At 70.8% G+C, this 18,118-nt stretch carries 14 protein-coding genes; 5 read left to right on the forward strand and 9 right to left on the reverse strand.

What is annotated here, in order from left to right; translation table 11 throughout:
• Positions 1–371: 371 nt before the first annotated feature.
• The 5 genes from ABZW03_RS02350 to ABZW03_RS02370 form a co-directional block, all read right to left on the reverse strand.
• Positions 372–1,067, reverse strand: a complete 696-nt coding sequence (locus tag ABZW03_RS02350) for an HNH endonuclease (RefSeq protein WP_355250879.1) — start codon at positions 1,065–1,067, stop codon at positions 372–374.
• Positions 1,068–1,111: 44 nt separating this feature from the next.
• Positions 1,112–2,470: an AAA family ATPase gene (locus tag ABZW03_RS02355; RefSeq protein WP_355250882.1), complete on the reverse strand. Its 1,359-nt coding sequence runs from the start codon at positions 2,468–2,470 to the stop codon at positions 1,112–1,114.
• A 217-nt stretch (positions 2,471–2,687) separates the two neighbouring features.
• Positions 2,688–3,566 carry a hypothetical protein gene (locus ABZW03_RS02360; protein WP_355250885.1) on the reverse strand — a complete coding sequence of 293 codons (879 nt, stop codon included), beginning with the start codon at positions 3,564–3,566 and terminating at the stop codon, positions 2,688–2,690.
• 20 nt (positions 3,567–3,586) lie between these two features.
• Positions 3,587–4,165: a hypothetical protein gene (locus ABZW03_RS02365; protein ID WP_355250888.1), complete on the reverse strand. Its 579-nt coding sequence runs from the start codon at positions 4,163–4,165 to the stop codon at positions 3,587–3,589.
• Between the two features lie 181 nt (positions 4,166–4,346).
• Positions 4,347–5,171, reverse strand: coding sequence for a restriction endonuclease (locus ABZW03_RS02370; RefSeq protein WP_355250962.1), 825 nt, complete (start codon positions 5,169–5,171; stop codon positions 4,347–4,349).
• A 518-nt stretch (positions 5,172–5,689) separates the two neighbouring features.
• Between ABZW03_RS02370 and ABZW03_RS02375 the strand changes: the two genes are divergently transcribed.
• From ABZW03_RS02375 to ABZW03_RS02395, 5 genes are read left to right on the forward strand one after another with little or no spacing between them, the layout of a single operon-like run.
• A complete protein-coding gene (locus tag ABZW03_RS02375) occupies positions 5,690–5,896 on the forward strand; it encodes a hypothetical protein (protein ID WP_355250891.1) in 207 nt (68 codons plus the stop codon).
• The gene (locus ABZW03_RS02380; RefSeq protein ID WP_355250894.1) at positions 5,896–6,639 is read left to right on the forward strand and encodes a restriction endonuclease; all 744 of its coding nucleotides are present in this window, start codon (positions 5,896–5,898) and stop codon (positions 6,637–6,639) included. The genes ABZW03_RS02375 and ABZW03_RS02380 overlap by 1 nt, the downstream gene beginning before the upstream one ends.
• Positions 6,629–6,913: a hypothetical protein gene (locus ABZW03_RS02385; RefSeq protein WP_355250897.1), complete on the forward strand. Its 285-nt coding sequence runs from the start codon at positions 6,629–6,631 to the stop codon at positions 6,911–6,913. Before ABZW03_RS02380 ends, ABZW03_RS02385 begins: the two co-directional genes overlap by 11 nt.
• A gap of 26 nt (positions 6,914–6,939) precedes the next feature.
• Complete coding sequence (locus ABZW03_RS02390) at positions 6,940–7,326, forward strand: restriction endonuclease (RefSeq protein WP_355250900.1); 387 nt, start codon at positions 6,940–6,942, stop codon at positions 7,324–7,326.
• 11 nt (positions 7,327–7,337) lie between these two features.
• The gene (locus ABZW03_RS02395) at positions 7,338–8,303 is read left to right on the forward strand and encodes a tyrosine-type recombinase/integrase (protein ID WP_355250965.1); all 966 of its coding nucleotides are present in this window, start codon (positions 7,338–7,340) and stop codon (positions 8,301–8,303) included.
• Here the strand turns inward: ABZW03_RS02395 and ABZW03_RS02400 are convergent.
• Genes ABZW03_RS02400 through ABZW03_RS02415 form a run of 4 tightly spaced genes read right to left on the reverse strand, consistent with a single transcriptional unit; the run spans position 8,187 to position 17,970 of the window.
• Positions 8,187–11,282, reverse strand: coding sequence for a DUF3962 domain-containing protein (locus ABZW03_RS02400; RefSeq protein WP_355250902.1), 3,096 nt, complete (start codon positions 11,280–11,282; stop codon positions 8,187–8,189). The two genes, ABZW03_RS02395 and ABZW03_RS02400, sit on opposite strands and share 117 nt — an antisense overlap.
• Positions 11,283–11,325: 43 nt before the next feature.
• Positions 11,326–15,072 carry a hypothetical protein gene (locus ABZW03_RS02405; RefSeq protein ID WP_355250905.1) on the reverse strand — a complete coding sequence of 1,249 codons (3,747 nt, stop codon included), beginning with the start codon at positions 15,070–15,072 and terminating at the stop codon, positions 11,326–11,328.
• Entirely contained in the window at positions 15,065–16,261 is a 1,197-nt protein-coding gene (locus tag ABZW03_RS02410) for a Fis family transcriptional regulator (RefSeq protein ID WP_355250908.1), read from the reverse strand. The genes ABZW03_RS02405 and ABZW03_RS02410 overlap by 8 nt, the downstream gene beginning before the upstream one ends.
• The gene (locus ABZW03_RS02415) at positions 16,261–17,970 is read right to left on the reverse strand and encodes a PD-(D/E)XK nuclease family protein (protein WP_355250911.1); all 1,710 of its coding nucleotides are present in this window, start codon (positions 17,968–17,970) and stop codon (positions 16,261–16,263) included. Before ABZW03_RS02415 ends, ABZW03_RS02410 begins: the two co-directional genes overlap by 1 nt.
• Positions 17,971–18,118 lie beyond the last annotated feature (148 nt).

The raw sequence follows: 18,118 nt of genomic DNA on the forward strand, positions 1-18,118 counted from the left end.
GCGCAGCGCGTCGAGTTGGTTCTTCTTCCGCTCCTCGTCGTCCTTCGCGGCGACGGCTTTCGACCTCGCCCAGCAGCTTGTCGCTGGAGTGGACCGCGACGTTCGACGGCTGAGCGAGCTGCTGAATCACCTCGCGCACGTTCTTCGGCTTGTTGCCCTCCATAGCGTTCCCCCAACTCTCCAGTCCCACAGCGCAGATGCCGCACCTTAAGCCGCACGTTCGGGGCGCGCGCCAGGGGCGTACGCGAGCACTGCTGAATTCGCCGACGTCAGGTTCGTGCTGCCACTGATGTGCGTCAGCAGGTGTAGCCGGGGATCTCCCGCCTCCCTTCGGGCAACGCATGGCCGACCGGGTCGCCACCCACGGTGTCCTACCCGATGAGCAGGGCCGTCCGGAGCCCGGGTTCGCGGAGGTGGGCGAGGAGTTGGGGGTCGTCGTCGAAAACGATCTCGGCGGCGGGGCCGAGGGCCTGGTGCAGCATGGCCTGGACGACGTCGGCCATCGGTTGTTCGTTGACGACCGCAGCCCAGCGGGCGGCCTCGTCGTGGTCCCCCTTGGCGGTGGCGTCGGCCCACTGGGCGACGCAGGCCTTCGTGACGTGGAAGGCGTTCACCCGGCCCTTGGCCAGCAGGCCGCGGTTGAGGTCGAACAGGTCGATGGTGGCCCGGCCCCTGGGGGTGAGTGGCTGGTACTGGCCGACCGCCAGGACCAGGCGCAGGTGCGGTGTCGGGTCCTCGGCCGTGGGGTCGATGAGCAGCGGCTTCCCACCGCCGTCGAGCGGGAAGACGGCCTTCTTGAGGTGGCTGTTGCACAGTGAGCAGGCGAGGACGTGGTTGGTCCAGTCGAAGGCGCGCATCGGGTGCCGGTCGATGGGATCGAAGTGGTCGATGTCGGTGCCCTGGTTGTCCCCGCAGTACATGCACCGCTCGCGCCCGGCCGCCATCTCCCCGAGGAGGCCACGCAACGGAACGTGCACGTCACGTCGCACGGTCGAGTGCTTCCACAGCTGTCGTGCCCTGGCCTTCGGTTCCGGAGCCAGCACGATGTCGCAGGTGCACTCGGCCATGCGGGAACGCGGCGGCTCCGGAAGGGGAAGCCGCTGGATTCGGATCACGCGACGTGCCCGGTCAGGGAGTGCAGGCGGGCGGCAACCTCGTCGACCCGGGCGGACGGCGAGCTGGTCAGGGTCCGCTTCAGCTGCCGGTAGCGCTCCCGCTCCTCCTCGCTCGCCCCGCCGGCCACGATCTTCATCTCCAGCGCGACCAGGAGCGCCCGGGCCTCGTCCGCGCGCTGCGAGTACGGGGTGTCGAGACCGAAGAGCTCGGACAGCACCGCGTCGTCGCCGCTGCCGAACACCACCCGGTCGTACAGGTCCGTCCCGACGACTTCGGGGGCTTCGTCGACGTCGGGTCCGGGCAGGCGGATCAGCCCGGCCGGGTCGGCTGCCTGGCAGATGTACGGGCTGTGGGTGGTGACCAGGAACTGCACCAGCGGAAAGTGCTGCTTGAGCCACCCCCCGATGCGCTTCTGCCAGGACACGTGCAGGTGCGCGTCGATCTCGTCGATGATCACGACACCGGGGACGGTCACGACAGGGTGGCCGCTGTCGTGTTCGACGTGGAGGGCGCCGTAGGTGTCGTGGAGCTGCTTGAGGATGTCGACCACGAGCGCGGCCACGGTGCGGTAGCCGTCGCTCATCTCCCGCAGGGGGAAGGAGCGACCGCCGTGCGTGACCCACAGGCCGTCGGAGTCCACGTTCCCGATGGTGTAGTCGTCGGGCAGGAGCTCGTCGCCGAGGATCTCCAGGGCGATGAGCTTCAGCTCGGCCGCGCCCGGGCGGTTCTCCAGGGACCGCAGGTGCTGCTCGATCAGCCAGCTGACGCCCTCGGCCAGTGAGGCGTCCTCGTGGAAGAGGCTGGTCAGCCGGGCCACGGCGCCCGACCCGGCCATGCGCCGCTGGACCTCCCCCGAGCCTCCGACGAGCCGACGAAACGGCCCGTAACCCGCACAGAACCAGCCCACCGGGTTGTCCGCCCACGGCCCGCGCTGGGCAGCGGTCGGCGCCTTCCTGTACACCACCGGGCTCAGTGCCGGCTGGGCATGCCGCCCGGACGCGGTCGCGGATTCCGGCGCGGTCCATTGCAGGCCCGCCCAGAACGTGCCGGACGGCGGGCGGCCCGTGGTGAACCTGTCCTCCGCCGTATCCGGCTGGAGGCAGACCTCCGCGACGGCCCGCTCGCGCTCGTCGCTGATCCACGAGTCGAAGCCGGTCACCAGCCCGCGCGCCGCGCTCGGTCCGCTGACCGCCAGGGCCACGGCGCGCAGCAGGGTGGACTTGCCGGACCCGTTGCGGCCGGCCAGCACCGTCCAACCGGCGTAGGAGCCGTCGGGCCTGGTCAGGTCGAGGTCCACCTCACGGGCGCCGCGGAACCCGCGTACGTTCCGCACCCGCACGTTCTTGAGGTACATGCCCCGTCCTCCAGCCCTCTTCCTCCGTCGCACGTCCCGGTCCTGGGCCGCTGCGTCGACTCTATCCGTGCCCTGGGTCGGCGGAGGGCTTCCGTCCTGCCGCTGGTGGTACGCCGCTACGGTCCGGTGGGGCCTTGACCGGCTCCGCAAGCACATCCCCTGTATCAAGCTCCCGAGGATCGGGCTGCCCGACCCACCACGCAGCAGCGGATCTCAGTCAGCTGGCAGGCAAAGCTTCGGGGCCGTGGTCGACGTCGAGGAAGCGGTACTCGGTCGCCCGGGTGCGGCTCATCGCGTCGAAGGTGCGGCGTTGCTCGACGACGAAGCGGACCTGGTCGCCGAGCGCCAGGCGCATGGCGAAGAGCTGGTCGGGGTCGTCGAACTTCACGTCCCAGGCCGGTGACTTCTTCGAGACCCCGGTCTTGATCCGTACCACGCCGGAGCTGCGCAGTTCGGTGATCCGGCCGGACAGGCGCTGGACGTCGACGGCTGTGTGGGTCTCGCGAAGGCGGGCGACGTACGCCCGGCCGCGGGTTGTCAGGGTGGCGGTGCGGACGTCGCCGTCGGATGCGAGCCATTTCATGCTCATGCCGAGGTCGAATTTGTCGAGGGCTCTGACGACCACGTCGACCGGGTCGAGGATCTCGCTCCAGGCCCGGACGTCCTGCTCGTCTTCGAGGGCGCGCAGCAGGTTGACGAGTGCGCGCACGCCGGCGTCGGCCGGTGAGATGTCCAGCGGAAGTCCGTCGTCGTCCGGTTCGGGGTCGGGGGCCGGCCGGGGCCGTACGTGCATGATGGTGCTGCCGCGGGACAGTCCGGTCAGTTCCAGAGGGACCTGGTGGGCTGCCGCCGAGACGCTGTCCTGGAGCGGGCGTAGCAGGGCGTTGCCCCAGTCGAACTGGAGGGCGCCGGTGACGGCGTGGTCTCCGGTGAGTCGGATCTGCAGTTCTTCCTCGGCCTGGGCCTGGGGGTCGTGGCGCTGGAGGTAGTCGAGGTTGGCGCGGCGCAGGTCGCTCTCGACGAGGTCGTCGTCCCGGTCTTCCGTGCCTTCCTCTTCGAGTCGGCGGGCGGTGCTCTCGCCGTGGAGTCGGCGCATCTGCTCTCGCCATTCGGCCGTCACAGGGTCACCTCCACGTAGCCTCGTACCGGCGCGGCGCTCTGCACGCTTGGTTCCCCCTCCCCGGGGCGGCGGCATCGCTGCCACCAGTCGTCCCAGCGGCCGCGGTCGCGGAAGTACTCCAGTTCCTCGGCTGCGAAGTCCTGGGGCTGGAACACCTTGGCCACCGGCACGTACGGGATCCGCAGGGGAGCCACGCCGTACCGGTCCTGCATAGCCTTCCAGCTCTTGAAGGCGGTCGTCAGCCATTTCGAGCCGGAATTGCCTCGAATGGCCCGCTCGGCTTCGGGGTTCATGAGCAGTGTGGCGTCCACGTTGTGAGGGTCCAGCTTGGCGCTGACGAAGCTGCCTCCCAGCCAGACGCTGTGGATGAGTTCGCGGCCCTGAAGCAGCGGCGCGAACTGCTCCTCCAGGTGGATGAACTGGTAGAGGTACTCCTGGAAGCCCTGCCAGATCTGGACCCGGGTGGTGGAGGCCTGGAAGTGCTCCGCGTGAACGAAGGCTTCGGCGGCCTGCGTGATGGTCAGCCGGTAGCGGCCTGGCGGTAGGTGCCCGCGGTCGTTGAAGTCTGGCAGCATAGGCCCCCCTACCGGTCGTGGAGTGACCCTAGCCGCAGATCGGCCGGCGGTGACCATCTGGTCGGAAGATCGTGCGGAGATGTGATCTCACGGACCTGTGGCTTGTGACCTTTCGCCGGAGTCCCGGCGCCCGGGTGCTCGGGACGCCGGCAAGGGAGTCTTCCGTGCCGGTTCTCGGCTGTCAGGTATGACGGCCCGGCCCAGAATCGATGTCGAGGACCTGGTAGAGGTGCTGGCCGGCACCCCAGCGGGCGAGGCGTTCGCGGTCGACGAGGTGGAGGCGCTGCCGGGTGGCGAAGGCGGCAGCGGGTTCGGTGAAGCCGTTGAGCGCCACAACGACCGGGACCGCAGCACCGTGAATGGGCCGGGCGGTGCCGTTGAACCTCTGGACGGCCTCCGACCCCAGCGGGGTCGCGTACCGCTTGCACTGCAGCACCACCCGTCGCCCCAGGCCGTCCACGGCGGCGACGTCGGCACCGAGGTCCCCGGCGCCGCCGACCCATACGGCGTCGATGAACCCGTCACGTTCCAGCAGTTCGCGGCACATCTGCTCGAACCGGGCCGGTGTGGCGGCCTCGAACGCCTCCAGGGTGTGGCTGAGGGGGCGTCGCGTGTAGGACGCGGCGGGTTCCGCGGGCGTCGCCTGACGCACCGGCCGGTGAGCCCACTGCTCGATACGGCCGGTGACAGACGCCGCGGCCCTGGTACGGGCGAGCTTGATTCGCGTGGCGATGCCCGCACGGACCAGGGCCCACAACGGTTGCAGGAATCGACGCACCGACGGGCCGAGGGCGGTGCGCCGAAGTACCGCACGCAGAACGACGAGTACCGCGGCGGCACCGCCGAGTGCCGCCGTGGCGGCCAGTGGATGTCCCCACAGCCAGGCCGCGGTCTGCACGACGGCGCCGAGCGCGAAGAAGCCCATCAGGAACGCGAGACCGCTGTCACTGTCGTCGTCGGTACCCGTGCCGCCCTGGCGCCGCGTGCGTCCTTCGCCAGGAGGCATACCTGTCACCCACCATTTCCTTCCCGTCCAACGAGAGGGTAGGGCCCGACCGTAGTCGCGGTTCACGTTTCTGATGAATCGCCGTGATTCGACGGCCTGTTACTGCTTTGACGGGCTGACAGCGGCTGTGCGGTCGCTGACCGACCCAGGGCACGAGCACCCCTCTTTGCGCCCCCGGCGTACGCCGCCAGTTCTCGCCAGATGCATCGACGACGCCACCACACCGCCGAGGCCGGTCATTCGTCCAGCTGACAGATGGTTCGTAGGGCGAAGGTCGTGACTACGGCCGCCTCGATCCCCGAGGGCGCCACCGCGTCAGGCGGTTCGACAGCCTTGACCAATGCCACCGACAGGTCCCGCCGGGAGGCCGGCGTCGGGTACGAGGTGCGTGTCCGAATCCCGCTGCGGCCTGTGATCGATTGTCGACGTTCCGTCAGTTCGTATCGGAGGACGCTGCTACATCAGAGGGCGGAACGGGCCGCGAGGGGCGGCCCGCCGACGGGAGGGAAGCCCATCCGATGCCGGTACCCGAGGGATACCACGTCGTCCGCAGCCACATCCGACGCAACCCGCGGCCGAGCTCGAAGAAGATGAGCGGCTGGACGATCGTCGGCGTCTGCGCGCTGGTGTGGTTGTGGAGCCACTTCATCGGCTTCGGCGACACCGGCACGGCAACGCCGAACGATCCGGCGCCGACGACCACTTCCGCCCCGGTGGCACCGTAATGGCTCGTCGGCGACGCCGGTGGCTGCGCCGGCCCCGGGGAGCCACCGAGCACCTGGCGGCCGGCGTCACCGCCCTGGCGGTGGCCACCCTGCTCGTCCAGGCCGCGACCGCCGGCGTCCGGGCCGCCGCCCGGCACTGGCCCGTCCTCGCCGCTCTCGCCGCCGCAACCCTCGTCGGCGCGACGGCGTGGTGGATGCGGCTCCACTCCGCCGATCGGGCCCGCACGGCGCGACTGGCCGGCCTGCGGCTGACCCTGAGCAACATCGACGCGCTGGACGACCAGCAGTTCGAGTTCGCGTTGCGGGACCTGCTGGTCCGCGACGGCTGGACGGCCCGACAGGTCGGCCGACAGGGCGACCAGGCCGCCGACGTGATCGGCCGGCACCCGGCGCTGGGCCGAATCGTGCTGCAGGCGAAGCACACCACGGTCGGCGCGAAGGTCGGATCCCCGGTGATGTACCAGGTCAAGGGCACCGCCGGCCCCGTCCACGGCGCCGACATCGCCGTCGTGGTCACCAACGGCTCCTTCACCCGCGACGCCAGGTCCTGGGGCGACAAGCACCAGGTGCGCTGGGTCGACCGCGACCGGCTCCGCCTGTGGGCCGAACACGGCGTCGCCCTCCACGAACTGCTGCACCTGCCGACCCGAAGCCCCCGGCAACGCGCCCACCGCCCCGCAGCCCGAAGGACCCGACTCCGGCACCCCGGGACGACACACGAGAGGCCGCACAGTGCGCCATGACGGCACCTTCGATCCACTGCTGAAGGCCAGTGCCGGAGCGGTACTCGCCATCGCCGTCGCCAAGGCCGTCTGGCAATGGCTGAGCACCACCTTCTGGCGCTGGCTCAGCGTGGACGTCTGGGGCTGGATCACCGAACACCCGTGGTGGTCGGCGCTGATCGCCGCTCCGGTCGCCCTCGTTCCCCTCCTGCTCGTCACCCGCCTCCTCACCCCGCGCGCACGTACGTCCGCTACGCGGACGACGACTTCGACGACGAGGCCCCGGCCGTCCTGACGTACCGGATCCACCACCTGGACGCGATGGGGGCCACCGAGTTCGAGCGGGCGTGCGCCGCCCTGCTCGCCCGCGACGGCTTCACCCGGGTCCAGCACTCGGGCCGCGCCGGGGACCTCGGCGCGGACGTCATCGCCTGGGACCACCTCGGCCGCAAGGTGGTCGTGCAGTGCAAGCACTACGGCAAACCGGTCGGGTCCCGGGACATTCAGACCTTCAACGGAACCGCCCGGCCCGAACACCACGCCGACGTACCCGTCATGATCGGACTCAACGGCTTCACCCGGGACGCCCGCGACTTCGCCGCCCGCCACGACCTCACCCTCGTCAACCGGCAGATCCTCCGCGACTGGGCCCAGGGCACACACCTCTACGACGCCATCGACGACGAAGCGGACCGGGCCGCCGCCTGAGCAGCCGCGACCTGACAGCGCAGACGAAGGAGCTCACCGCGAACACCTACGTCGGCTACAAGGACTACGTGGAGAGGGACCTGGTCCCTGTGTTCGGGCGGCGGCGGCTGCTGGACCTGCGGCCGAAGCAGATCGAGGACTGGGTGGCCGCGCAGCGGAAGGCCGGCCGGGTCCGGGTCACGCTGTACCAGGTCTCGACGCTGCGCAACGCGCTGAACCACGCGGTGCGGTCGTGGCGGCTGAAGTTCAACCCTGCCGAGCACTGCGCGCCGCCCAAGCCCCGCGCAAAGGAGCGCACGTGCTGGACCCCGAAGGAGGCCGCGGCGTTCCTGCGGCACAACGCGGAACAGTACGCCGACCAGCTGGCCGACCTGTTCGAGGTCCTACTCGGTACCGGCATGCGCCGCGGCGAGGCCCTCGCCCTGCACTGGTCCGACGTCCACCTCATGGACCGCAAGCTCTACGTCCGCTGGACCCTCGCCGCCATCGACAACGGAAAGATCCACCTCCGCGAACCCAAGACCGAGGCCAGCCGCGCCTGGATCAGCCTCTCCCCCAGAGTCATCGCAGCCCTCCACCGCCAGGCCGCCATCCAGATGAACGCCCACCCCGAGAGCCGGCTGGAAGGTCTGATCTTCGCCTGCCCCAGTCGATCACCGCCTCTCCCCGCACCGTACTCGAGCGGCAGGAGGCACGGCTGCTCAGGCAGTGGACCCACGTCATACGTCCGAACGGCGAGCAGTCGACCGTACCTGCAGCCAGCCCTGGGTCGGGAAACGAACATCACGGCCTCTGCGTCATTGCGTTCTGCCCCTCCCCGACCCCTGAGCAGGCGACGGTGCCTCCTGGGTGCCGATGGGCTACACCTCGAAGAGGGAGAGCTGACTGTCGCCCTCCACCTCCGAACTGTCCGGCTCCTCCAGGTCCGGCAGTGGCTGATCCTCAGGATCCGGGTCAGCGGCAGGCTCGGCCGATGAGCCGGATCCCACCCACGCCTCACCGGCCGCGCCTTCCTCGTCGGCCGCGTCGCCGGACTTCGGTGTCGGCAGGACGTACTCCTGCGCAAGTCCGGCCAGATGGAGAGGTAGCGGCAGGGCCGTCGCCTGGGTGTAGTCCGGGGACTGGCGCAGGAGGTGGGTGAGCAGGGCGAAGGCGCGGGGATCGTCGCCGTCCTCCTCATGGCAACCAAGGACGACGATCTCCAACAAGCCTGGCAGCCAGGCGTTCTGGTCGGTGTCGATGGTCGGCTCACCCTTGCGCTTGCCCTGCAGGATCGGGCGGGTTGAGAGCTTGTCGGCGGTGACGGCCGCGTGCTTGGCTGTCACCGGCTTCGCGGTCGTGCTGTTGAACACCCGGACTCCATCCGGGGCTTCGTCAGGCTGCCATACGCCCTGCTGGATGCCATTGGGATTGCCCCCCTGGGCCAGACCCCACCACTGCGGTGTCTCACCCCGCGCACCGGCCCGCACCCTGACCAGCCGCAGATCCGGATCGAGGTGCCTGACCGGAGCGAGACCGTCCTGGATCCGGTCGCGCTCGACGCGGCCGTCCTGAAGCCAGGTCCAGTGCTGCCGGGCATTGTGTGCCTCGGCGAAGAGCACGGTTGGCTGGGCGCGCAACGAGGACCTCAACTGGTGCAGCCACTCGGCCGCTTCACGGCGCTGCTGCTCCCGATTCTGCCAGGGGGACGGGCGGCCGGCCGCTTCCTGCTCCGCCGGGGATTCCGCCTCCTGCGCGTCGGTGGCTTGGCGTGGACCGGGCAGCAGCGGCTCGATTTCGGCGCGGCGGGTGAGGCGCGTGAGCATCAGCGGGTAAGGGACCCAAGCGCCCGCCCCGCCATGGGCGTCTGGATCCCAGCCCTCGACCCGGGCAGCCCCAGTGCCCGCCGCGTCCGGGGTGATCAGTACGCCCACCGGAACGTACGCGGCCCATCGATTGCGTGTGGTGCGGTTTTTGCGGACCATCCACAGTGCCGCGTACCGGAGTCCCTCCGGCAAGCCCTCGCCGATCTCCCCCAACGGTACGGTGCGTGCGCCGAGCTGGCGCAAACCGTCGTCCCAGGCATTGCGAGTGCGGTGTCCCAGACTCGTGTCGGTCTCCGCGCGACCGCCCTTGCTGTCCGGACCGCCCGCCTCCACGGGCACCGTCGTGAACTGCGTGACGTACCCGGCCTGGGCGCATCCGAGCCGCAAGGCGAACTTCGGATCACACAGCTTGTCACCGAAGCTCTCCGGACGACCGATCTCCACCAACGCCAGTGCGGGCGCGGCCGAGGTCCAGTCGGCTGCGAGCCACTCGGCGGTGCGCCTCCTGCGCATGTCGACGGCCGCCGCAACGTCGGTGTTCCTGGACCGGGATCCCTTCGGCAAGTCCAGTGGAGCAACCAGGCTTTCTGCCGTTCGCTCACCCGTGACGACCAGCGGACGCAGGCAGCGAACGCGCACCGTCAGCTCGGGCGCGGACCATTCATGGATGACCGGCTCACCCGGAGTCGCCGCCTCATACTGCGCGGCAGTGTACGAACCACCGTCACCCTTGAGGCCAAGGTGTTCGACCAGCGAAGCGAGCGCCGCGTCCCGCAGCCGGGGCGACTGCCACAGCAACCGCGCCTCCAACACTGGAACGCCGCCCTCCCGCGCTGTCTCCGGCAGGGCGTCCAGCGCGTAGGCGCAGCTCAGCCGGCGCCGTGCCCGCTGTGCTTCCTCCTCGACCTGCTTCCCGTCCTTGGGCCCGTTGGTGCGGGGAGCGTTGAGCGGGGTCCCGCGATCCAGCAAGGTCAGGTCGGGAGCCCGGCGCAGACCGCTCGGGAGCGCCTGCTCCGCCCAGGCCGTGAGTTGGGAGAGCTGCTGCGTCATGAACCCGGCGCCGACGTCGTGGCTTCCCATAGCCGTCCGGTAGAGGACCGCTGCCCGCATGTCGTCGCGCAGCCACGAGACCGGGTCGGTGAGGATGCCGTCGGCGTCCGGGAACGGCTCGCCCAACGGCAGCCCGGTGAGCATCCGGGCCGGGCCGCCGTCCTTCCAGCGGTCGCCGAAGTCGCCGTTCTCTGCTCGGTACCGCTCGAGTCGGGCGACGGCGAACCGCTCGCTCCGCGGGGTTCCCGGCAGGAACGGCACCCGCGGGCGCAGCAGCACGGTCGTGGCCGATGCCCACGGCAGCCGCAGCCGTCCCGTCTTCGCACCGACCCGGGTGGCCCAACGCCGCACCGACCAGTGCAGGTGGAACCGGGGCAGCGGATCGAACGGCGTGGTCTGCAGGGTGATCGACAGCACCACCGACCACCAGGCGTCCGGCTTGCCTCCCTCGCCGGGGTGGCACAGGGGCTGTGAGACGAGCTGCGCGCCCTGGTCACGGGCGCCACGCGGCATCGCACGGAAGGTCAGGTGTCCGGACCGGTAAGGGTAGGAACCTAGAGTGAGCACCTGCCGAGCGAGCCAGTCCGGGCTGAGCGCGAACTGGACGGACGCCGGACGCGCGGTGCCACCCGCGGTCGTCTCCTGCGGTAGCAGTTCCTTCATCAGCGCCTCCCAGCGCGGCGGATGGGCCGCCAGTTCGGCCAGGGTGTCCTTGAGCAGACCGCGGTACTCCCGCTCGGGACGCAGATCACGCAGCCAGTGGGCGACCAGTGTGTCGAGGACCTCCGGCGGCAGGGGGTCGGGGACGCCCACGGGCACGCAGAGCCACGGATCGCTTTCCCCTTGCCCACGGTCCCCGTAAGAACGAGGCAGGACCAGGACATCGGGGGCGAACGCCTGCAGCACCTGTTCCAATCGCCGGGTGGGTACCGTCCGCCACGGCTCCTTGCCCGCCGCGACCACCGAGGCGTTGCACAGCGCCAGGACCGCGTCACGCCAGCGTTCGGGGAACGGCATGACGCGGTACGGCGCCGCGAACGACGCGTCGGGGGTGGCCGGGATCCACGCGGTGGTCCGAGCGTTGCGGTAGATGGGTGCCACGTGGAACTCCTGTCAGGCTGGGATAGGACGGACCGGCGGGTGTTCAGCGGTGCGTCATGGTGCACAGCGCGTCGTAAAACGGCTTGTAGAGCAGGCGCACCAGGGCCGGCGCTGCCGGGTCGGAGTCCGACACCACTCCCGGGGAGGCGCTCAGGTAGGGGCCGAGCACCGAACCAAGTGCTTGAAGCAGACCGTCCGGCGCGGTCACTGCGGACGATGGTCCGTTCGCGAAGCGACCGCGTTCCACCGGGCCCGGCGCCAACCGGCGGGCCAGGCCCGGTGCGAAGGCCGCGTCGACGAAGACCACCCGGGCCGGCACTCCACCACGGACCAGCCGGCCGATAACCTGCCAGAGCGTGACGAGTTGGTCCCAGGCGAACGCCCGCTTCTCCCAGACGGGCAGCGCCCGGTACGCGTAGCGGCGGGTGAGCAGCCGGCGCCACTCCCGGCGGCCGTGGAAGCGCAGGGTGCGTGCCGCCTCGTCCAGGGAGCCGGCCTTCTCCCACAGTTCGGTCAGGGTGTGGGGACCCTCCAGGCCGTCCGGGCGGGGTTGGTCCCGCAGCATCCGGCTCAGCCAGTCGTTGACGGCGAACACCGACAGGTCCAGATCATCCGGACGCGGGTGCGGCCGAACCATGAACAGCGCGACGCCGAAAGCGGCTTCACCCTGTTCGTTGAGGATGTTGTGGCCTCGTTCGACCGCCAGCAGCGGTGCCACCAGCACCTCCGCGTCGGCGTCCTCAGCGAACCGCGCCACGTCGCCCCGACGCACCGCGACGAGTTGCTCCTCGTCCAGACCCGGAACCGTGCCCACCGCGTCCGGGTCCCGCTCCTCGTCGTCCGGCACCAGCACGCGGACCTTCCCCCGCCAGGCATCGAGTTGGTTCAGAGTGTCGGCCACCGCGTGCGCCTCACGGTAGCTGCCGACCAGCAACAGCGCTCTGCGGCGGGACAGTTCAGGGATGCGGCTGATCTCCTGCGCCAGCACCGAGCTGCCGCCCGGCCCGGGCTCGCCCAACCGGTGGGCCATCGCAATGGCCTGGGCGAGTCGGCTGCGGGGAGGCGTTCCCGACAGGCTCATCGCCCGGCCCTCCCGGTCGTAGAGGAAGCGGGTGGCGAAGCTGGTACCGGCAACCGCCGCCAAGGCCTCGTCGGACGGCTTCAGCACCACGGAGACCGGGACGCGGATGTGTGCCCGGGTGGACTCGCCGGCCCAACTCGTTCCCGACATCAGCACCACGTGCGGTCCGCCCCGCCCGGTACCCGGGTCGGCGCCGATGGTGTGCAGGGAGAGCAGCAGTTCGCGGCCGACACCAGCGCACCGGAAGAACCGCAGGGTCCCGCCACGCCGTCCCGCGTCGTCCCGCTCCTCCCCGTCCGACAGGTACTGGTAGCCAAGGACGTTGCCCATCGGGGCCTCGGGTACCAGGGGCGCGTAGTCCAGCGGCACCCGCCGGGCCAGTTCCCTGCCCTGAGAGTCGAGCCGCAGGGCCGCCTCCACCTGCGGCCAGAGGAAGGTGAGCCGCTCCAGCCGATGGTGCAGGATGCTCAGCAACAACAGGAACGAGATCCGCAGGACCAGGGCGTCCCACCACGCTGGCGGCAGCGCCTGGGCGCGTACCGCCGAGGCCGGCAGCCCCTCCTCGGCCCGCTGCCGCAGCACCTCCTCCTCCACCCGACTGACCAGGACATCGGCCAGGCGCCGCATCCGCGTCCGGGTGCGGCCCGCGGCCAGGTGGTGCAGCAGAGCCCGGGCCGCCCGCACCAGTGACGCGGCCAGCTGGTCCACGCCGTCCCCCTCGCCGAACGGATCGTCACGGAACTCGTCCCAGGCGGATTCCAACTCTCGCCGGGCCGGCGAGAGGGTGAGGTGGGGGGTCGGCGCGGAGGTCTGCTCCACGTCGTCGTATCCCTCGTACAGCTGGGTTTCGCCATCGGGGCCCGCGGTGTCGTACTCCTCGTCCCCCGACACGACCGCGCCGTCCGCCTCGGCTTCCCGGTCGGCCTCCCGGAGGAACCGACCCAGGTCCCGGAAGAGGCCGTCGAGGAGCTTCTGTTGGAGGGTCCAGGGGCTGAAGTAGGACGGTTCCGCCCAGGTCCGCAACTCCTCGTCCTTGATCAGCAGTGTGCACAGCGGGTCGACGGCGAGCGTGACGCCACCCAGGGCTCGGTTCCATTCGGCCACCTGCCCGTCGGTCAGCGGCAGTCGACCGCGCCGGCTCAGTTCCTCGATCTTGTAGCGGTTCACCTGGTCCAGCCAGGAGTCCGGGTCCGGGCGCACCAGCGTGCCGGACGGGACGAAGAGCCGGTCCAGGCTCATCTGGACGTTGTCCGCCTCGTCCACGAAGATCAGATCACTGCGCAGGCAGGCGAGTTCCAGCTGGCGCAGCCGCTCGTCGTTGAGCTGGACGGCAACCTGACTCTGGACCAGACTCTGCGGATTCGCCACCCAGACCAGGGCGTCCACCTGGCTCCGGACGGCGGTGTGGCGCGGGCAGCCACCCCACATCGGACAGGCGTGCGGCTGACCAGGCAGCTTCTCCGGGGCGGACCGCTGCGGCGGCTCCTGCGGCGCTGGTCCCTCGGGCGACCACGCCTGCAGCGGCGCGGCGGACGCCGGTTCCGGACGCCGTCGGGCCGTCGGTTCGGGGTGCAGCCGGTTGCAGGGCGCGTCACGGTACTCCAGCGGGCCGCCCTCCACCCCTCGCAGACCGCTCACCAGGCAGACGGTGCTGAGCAGATCGAAGCCGGGGTCCTCCTGATCGAGAATGCTGTGGAAGCCGCGGGACGCCAGCCGCCGGTGCAGCCGCTGGACGTGCAGCTCCCGCGTGGTGATGCCGAGCACCGGGGCCACCGGGATCCCCAAGGCGTCGAACTGGGCACAAAGCCGCAGTTGTTCGGCGACGTCACTGACGACCAGCGTGGTGCGCAGCGGCGTCTCCCGGCGCGCCGCCCAGACGGCGACCAGGGACATGAAGGTGCTCTTGCCGGCGCCCACCATGCCGACCAACTGGATCAGGCCGTCCAGGGTGAGCGCCTCCGTCTCGGCGAAGTCCGTACCGGTCCGGTCCCGCACGGCGAACCGCAGGCCGTCGAGACGACGCACCCAGTGGCCCGGGCTCTCGAGCTTGGCTTCCCGCTCCCGCTCGTCCATCCACCGAGCCGTCGCGTAGAGCTCCGCGCGGGGCACGGTCAGGGGCGCGCCGCCACCCGGTCTGCCCGCAGCCAGGTCGTGTCCGGGCCCGGCGGGCTTGACCAGTTCCTCCGGGATGGTCACCGAGGCGATCCGCCGGCGCTCCTGGAAGGCACTCGTGCCGGCGGGCGCGTCGTCCAGGTCGCGCACGATCAGGCCGGGCACCGCGGCGAGGGCGCGGTCGTAGACTCGCACGCGGTCCGCCGCGACCATGGGCAGCTGTGGTCGCGGCGGCTGCGCGGAGTCCAGCGGAGGCAGCGCGTAGGCCCGCAGTCGGTCCGGCAGCAGGCGATAGGCCTCCAGCGCCTGTCGCCAGGCACGGCGACGCAGTGGCCAGAGCAGGTACCGGGCCGCGGCGAGCGCGGTGCGCTGCCACGGACGGTCCGCGAATCCGGCACGGGTGGCGAACGGGTAGCCGCTGAACAAGGCGTAGGCGTTCTCGGCCGGAGTCTCCGGCGACAGCCGCTCCAACAGCCGCAGACCGAGTTCGACTCGGCACAGGTCGAGCGGTGTGAACCCGTCTGGGGCGCCCGCGCCGGCCCACTCCGGCCCCAGTGCGGCAACCACCTCAGCGTAGGCGCTGCGCTCGTCACGCATGGTCGGTCTCCTCACGGGTGGTCGTGCCGATGTCACGCAACCGCTTCCGTGCGGCGTTCACCAGCTCCTCGTCGGTCACCAGAAGCAGTCCGCGGGCCGAGGCGGAACGTGAACGCTCGAAGGTCTGCCGGTAGTCGGGCCGTTCCCGGACCCGGTACGCGGGGACCACCCAGAAGGCCTCGTCGTACAGGGGCCGCGGTGGTACCGGACGGGCCGCGCGGCCCAGGAATCCGGGGTGTGCCCAATCCTTGACGTCGATGGCCCAGCGGTGGCCGTCGGAGAAGACCACCAGCAGGTCGTAGGCATCGAACCCGGGCCACATGGTCACCGTCAGGCCGAGAGCGGTCAGTCCACGTTCCAGGTCCACCTCGGCGAGGCCGGGGCCGGTCACATGGCGCCGCAGCGGCTGCTCCAACTGGTGGACGACCCCCGCCTGCTCGGCATCGATCCAGCGGCCGACCGGCGGATCGCCCAGCCGCCGGCAGCGGTCACGCTCACACCACCACTCGCCACCGGAGACCGGGGTCAGCAGCGTGCCGCACCGGCCGCACACCGCATACTGTCCGTTCCGGCTCATCGCACGCGGCACCTCAGGATAGATCAGGTCGATCAGGTCCCACACCGGCTCGAGCGCGAAGTCGCGGTGCAGGGCGAAGTGTTCGGCCGTGGTGAGCACCGGCCGCTGCACCAGCAGCCGACGGAACTCGGCGTAGGCGGACTCCTCCCCGTACGCCTGGCAGCGCTCCAGCGCCCCGTGGATCACCAGCCGGTCGCGGTGTGACACCGCCGGATCCTGGGCGTGTGCCTCCCACTCGCCCCACTCGTGGCAGAGCTGGGTCGGGCGCCAGGAGACCGGATCGATGAGCAGGTCGTCGGGGCCGGCAGCGTCCGTGGGGAGCCGCAACGGCCAGTCCTCCAACGGGATCTGGGCGCAGCGCTGGACGAGTTCGGCGAGCGACGCGGGCGGCCGGGCGTCGTTTCGCAGGAAGGCCACAGCAGAGCGGTCCAGCGCGAGTTGGACCACCGACGGGTACGGGAGGCGGAAGGCCTCCAGACCATCGAGATGCTCCAGGACGCACAGGGCGCGGGCCACGGTGGCCAGCATCGGGACGCCGTCGTGGGCCGCCCAGTCGTCAACGGCGGCGGTAGAGAGGTCTTCCGGGGCCGGGCCGGGTCCGGTCGAACGCATCAGGGCGTCCCCCGTTCGCGACGCCCCGTCGCCCGCACGTCACCCACTGCCCGCTCCCGGCCGGCCGCGCACCAGGACAAGGCCTCGCAGTCCGTGCAGGCGTAGCCGGCCCTGGGCAGCGCTTCGTAACGGCTGTCGGCGGCCCACGGTACCGAGTAGCCGGCCAGCACGGCCCGGGCCCGTTCCACCGTGGCCGCATCACGAGGGGAGAACTCCTCCAGCGAAGGCCCGTCCGACCGCAGCGTCTCCAGTTCCACCCTGGAGCGGCGGGCGTCGCCACCCAGCACACCGGAATGCAGCAGCAGCACGCCGAGGGCCAGTTGCGGGTACTTCTCCAGCAGGTCCAGACTGCTGGACGGTGCGCGGGACGCCGTCTTGGTCTCGCGGAGCACGACACCGCCGCGCTCCTCGTACAGCAGGTCGCAGTCGGCGACCACGAGGACGTCGGCCTGCGGGTCGTGGACGGCCAACCGGTACTGCGGCCTGAGCTTGCTGGCTGCGGGCATGTTCAACGGGCAATGCCGCCGGTGTGACCGCAACATGGCAATGGCACTCGGCAGTTCTTCCTCCGAGAGGCCGTCCAGATGCTTTGGCAGCGGCACCTCGTGGCAGGCGCGGCCGAGCGGATCGGCATGGCGCTCGTTCAGCCAGGCGTCCACGGCCCGCCCCCGGCGCAGCGCCTCGTTCTCCATCCTGCCGTCCCTGAGCTTGAGCACCCGGGTCAGGTGGTAGCGAGCCGGACAATCGCGGTGCGCCCGCAGGTCGCTGACGGACACACTGCGGCGCTTGCGCGTCCGACGCGGTGGCGGCGCGACGAGCACGCCGGGAGCGCGGGGCACCGCCGGACAGGCCGTGAAGCCCTTGCACCGCACGCAGTCGGAGCCCGGCTTGAGCTCACGACCGTCCAGGGCACGGGCGAGCCGCGGGGCGACCTGGGCGCCGTGCAGCGACTGCACCTGGGCCGCCGTCCAGTCGGCCTCGACGCCGTTCTCCGCCGCCCGCAGCAGGACGAGACGCCCGTCCGCGAGGCCTGCGGAGAAGATCCGCATCCGCTGAGGAGGCGGGGGCAGGTCCGGGACGGGCTCGACCGGGGTGGCGAACGCGTCCTGCACCGGGCGACCGTAGAGCAGCACCGATGCCACGGCGGACAGTTCGGCCAGCGGCAGCACCTCCTTGGCCGGCCCCAGGCTGGGGATCACCAACTCCCGCACGCTGCCGTCGGACGAGGCGTACTGCCGGCCCCAGGCGGTGCGCTCGTAGTGGGTGACGCCGCGGGCATCGGGAGCTTCAAGCGCTGTCCGGAGCGCCATCCACTGAGGGGCGACAGGCAGGGTACGGGCTATCGAACCTCCGTCACGTGTTGCCTGTTCGGCCAACCAGGCCGCACGGTAGGCGGCGGCGGCTCCGGCGGCGTACTCGACGTGCTGCGGCAGCGACCGGGACAGGGCGCGCCCGCACGCGGCGAGCGCCGCGCCGACGTCGGCGGCACCGTGGAACTCGACCTGGTCAACCAGTTGCCCCCAGGGTTTGAACGGGAAGTCCACCACCGGCACGAACGCGGGTGCGCCCCCGCGTACCGCGACATCACGCCGCACGTCCAGCGCCCGACCCATCGGGCAGGCGGACGGGCTGTCGCGCAGGTGGCGGACCGGAATGCGGACGATGCGGCCGGCACCCACCATGCCAGGTGGGCTCATCCATGGCAGCACAGAGCGGACTCCTCACAGCGCGGTGACGGGAGCAACACTATGAGGCACGATGTGAACGGAGTCAACGCATTAGTTACATGCTGTATCGTCTCCCTCACGCGGATGAACCGGGGAGGGAACGCAGTGCGGGAGCCGTGGTCTGCGGACG

It is taken from the genome of Kitasatospora sp. NPDC004799, assembly GCF_040609095.1.
Taxonomy (GTDB): Bacteria; Actinomycetota; Actinomycetes; order Streptomycetales; family Streptomycetaceae; genus Kitasatospora.

Excerpts from the sequence above, each read along its gene's own strand:
- ABZW03_RS02350 (WP_355250879.1), bottom strand. The coding sequence starts at position 1,067 with ATGGCCGAGTGCACCTGCGACATCGTGCTGGCTCCGGAACCGAAGGCC.
- ABZW03_RS02355 (WP_355250882.1), bottom strand. The coding sequence starts at position 2,470 with ATGTACCTCAAGAACGTGCGGGTGCGGAACGTACGCGGGTTCCGCGGC.
- ABZW03_RS02360 (WP_355250885.1), bottom strand. The coding sequence starts at position 3,566 with ATGCGCCGACTCCACGGCGAGAGCACCGCCCGCCGACTCGAAGAGGAA.
- ABZW03_RS02365 (WP_355250888.1), bottom strand. The coding sequence starts at position 4,165 with ATGCTGCCAGACTTCAACGACCGCGGGCACCTACCGCCAGGCCGCTAC.
- ABZW03_RS02370 (WP_355250962.1), bottom strand. The coding sequence starts at position 5,171 with ATGCCTCCTGGCGAAGGACGCACGCGGCGCCAGGGCGGCACGGGTACC.
- ABZW03_RS02375 (WP_355250891.1), top strand. The coding sequence starts at position 5,690 with ATGCCGGTACCCGAGGGATACCACGTCGTCCGCAGCCACATCCGACGC.
- ABZW03_RS02380 (WP_355250894.1), top strand. The coding sequence starts at position 5,896 with ATGGCTCGTCGGCGACGCCGGTGGCTGCGCCGGCCCCGGGGAGCCACC.
- ABZW03_RS02390 (WP_355250900.1), top strand. The coding sequence starts at position 6,940 with ATGGGGGCCACCGAGTTCGAGCGGGCGTGCGCCGCCCTGCTCGCCCGC.
- ABZW03_RS02405 (WP_355250905.1), bottom strand. The coding sequence starts at position 15,072 with ATGCGTGACGAGCGCAGCGCCTACGCTGAGGTGGTTGCCGCACTGGGG.
- ABZW03_RS02410 (WP_355250908.1), bottom strand. The coding sequence starts at position 16,261 with ATGCGTTCGACCGGACCCGGCCCGGCCCCGGAAGACCTCTCTACCGCC.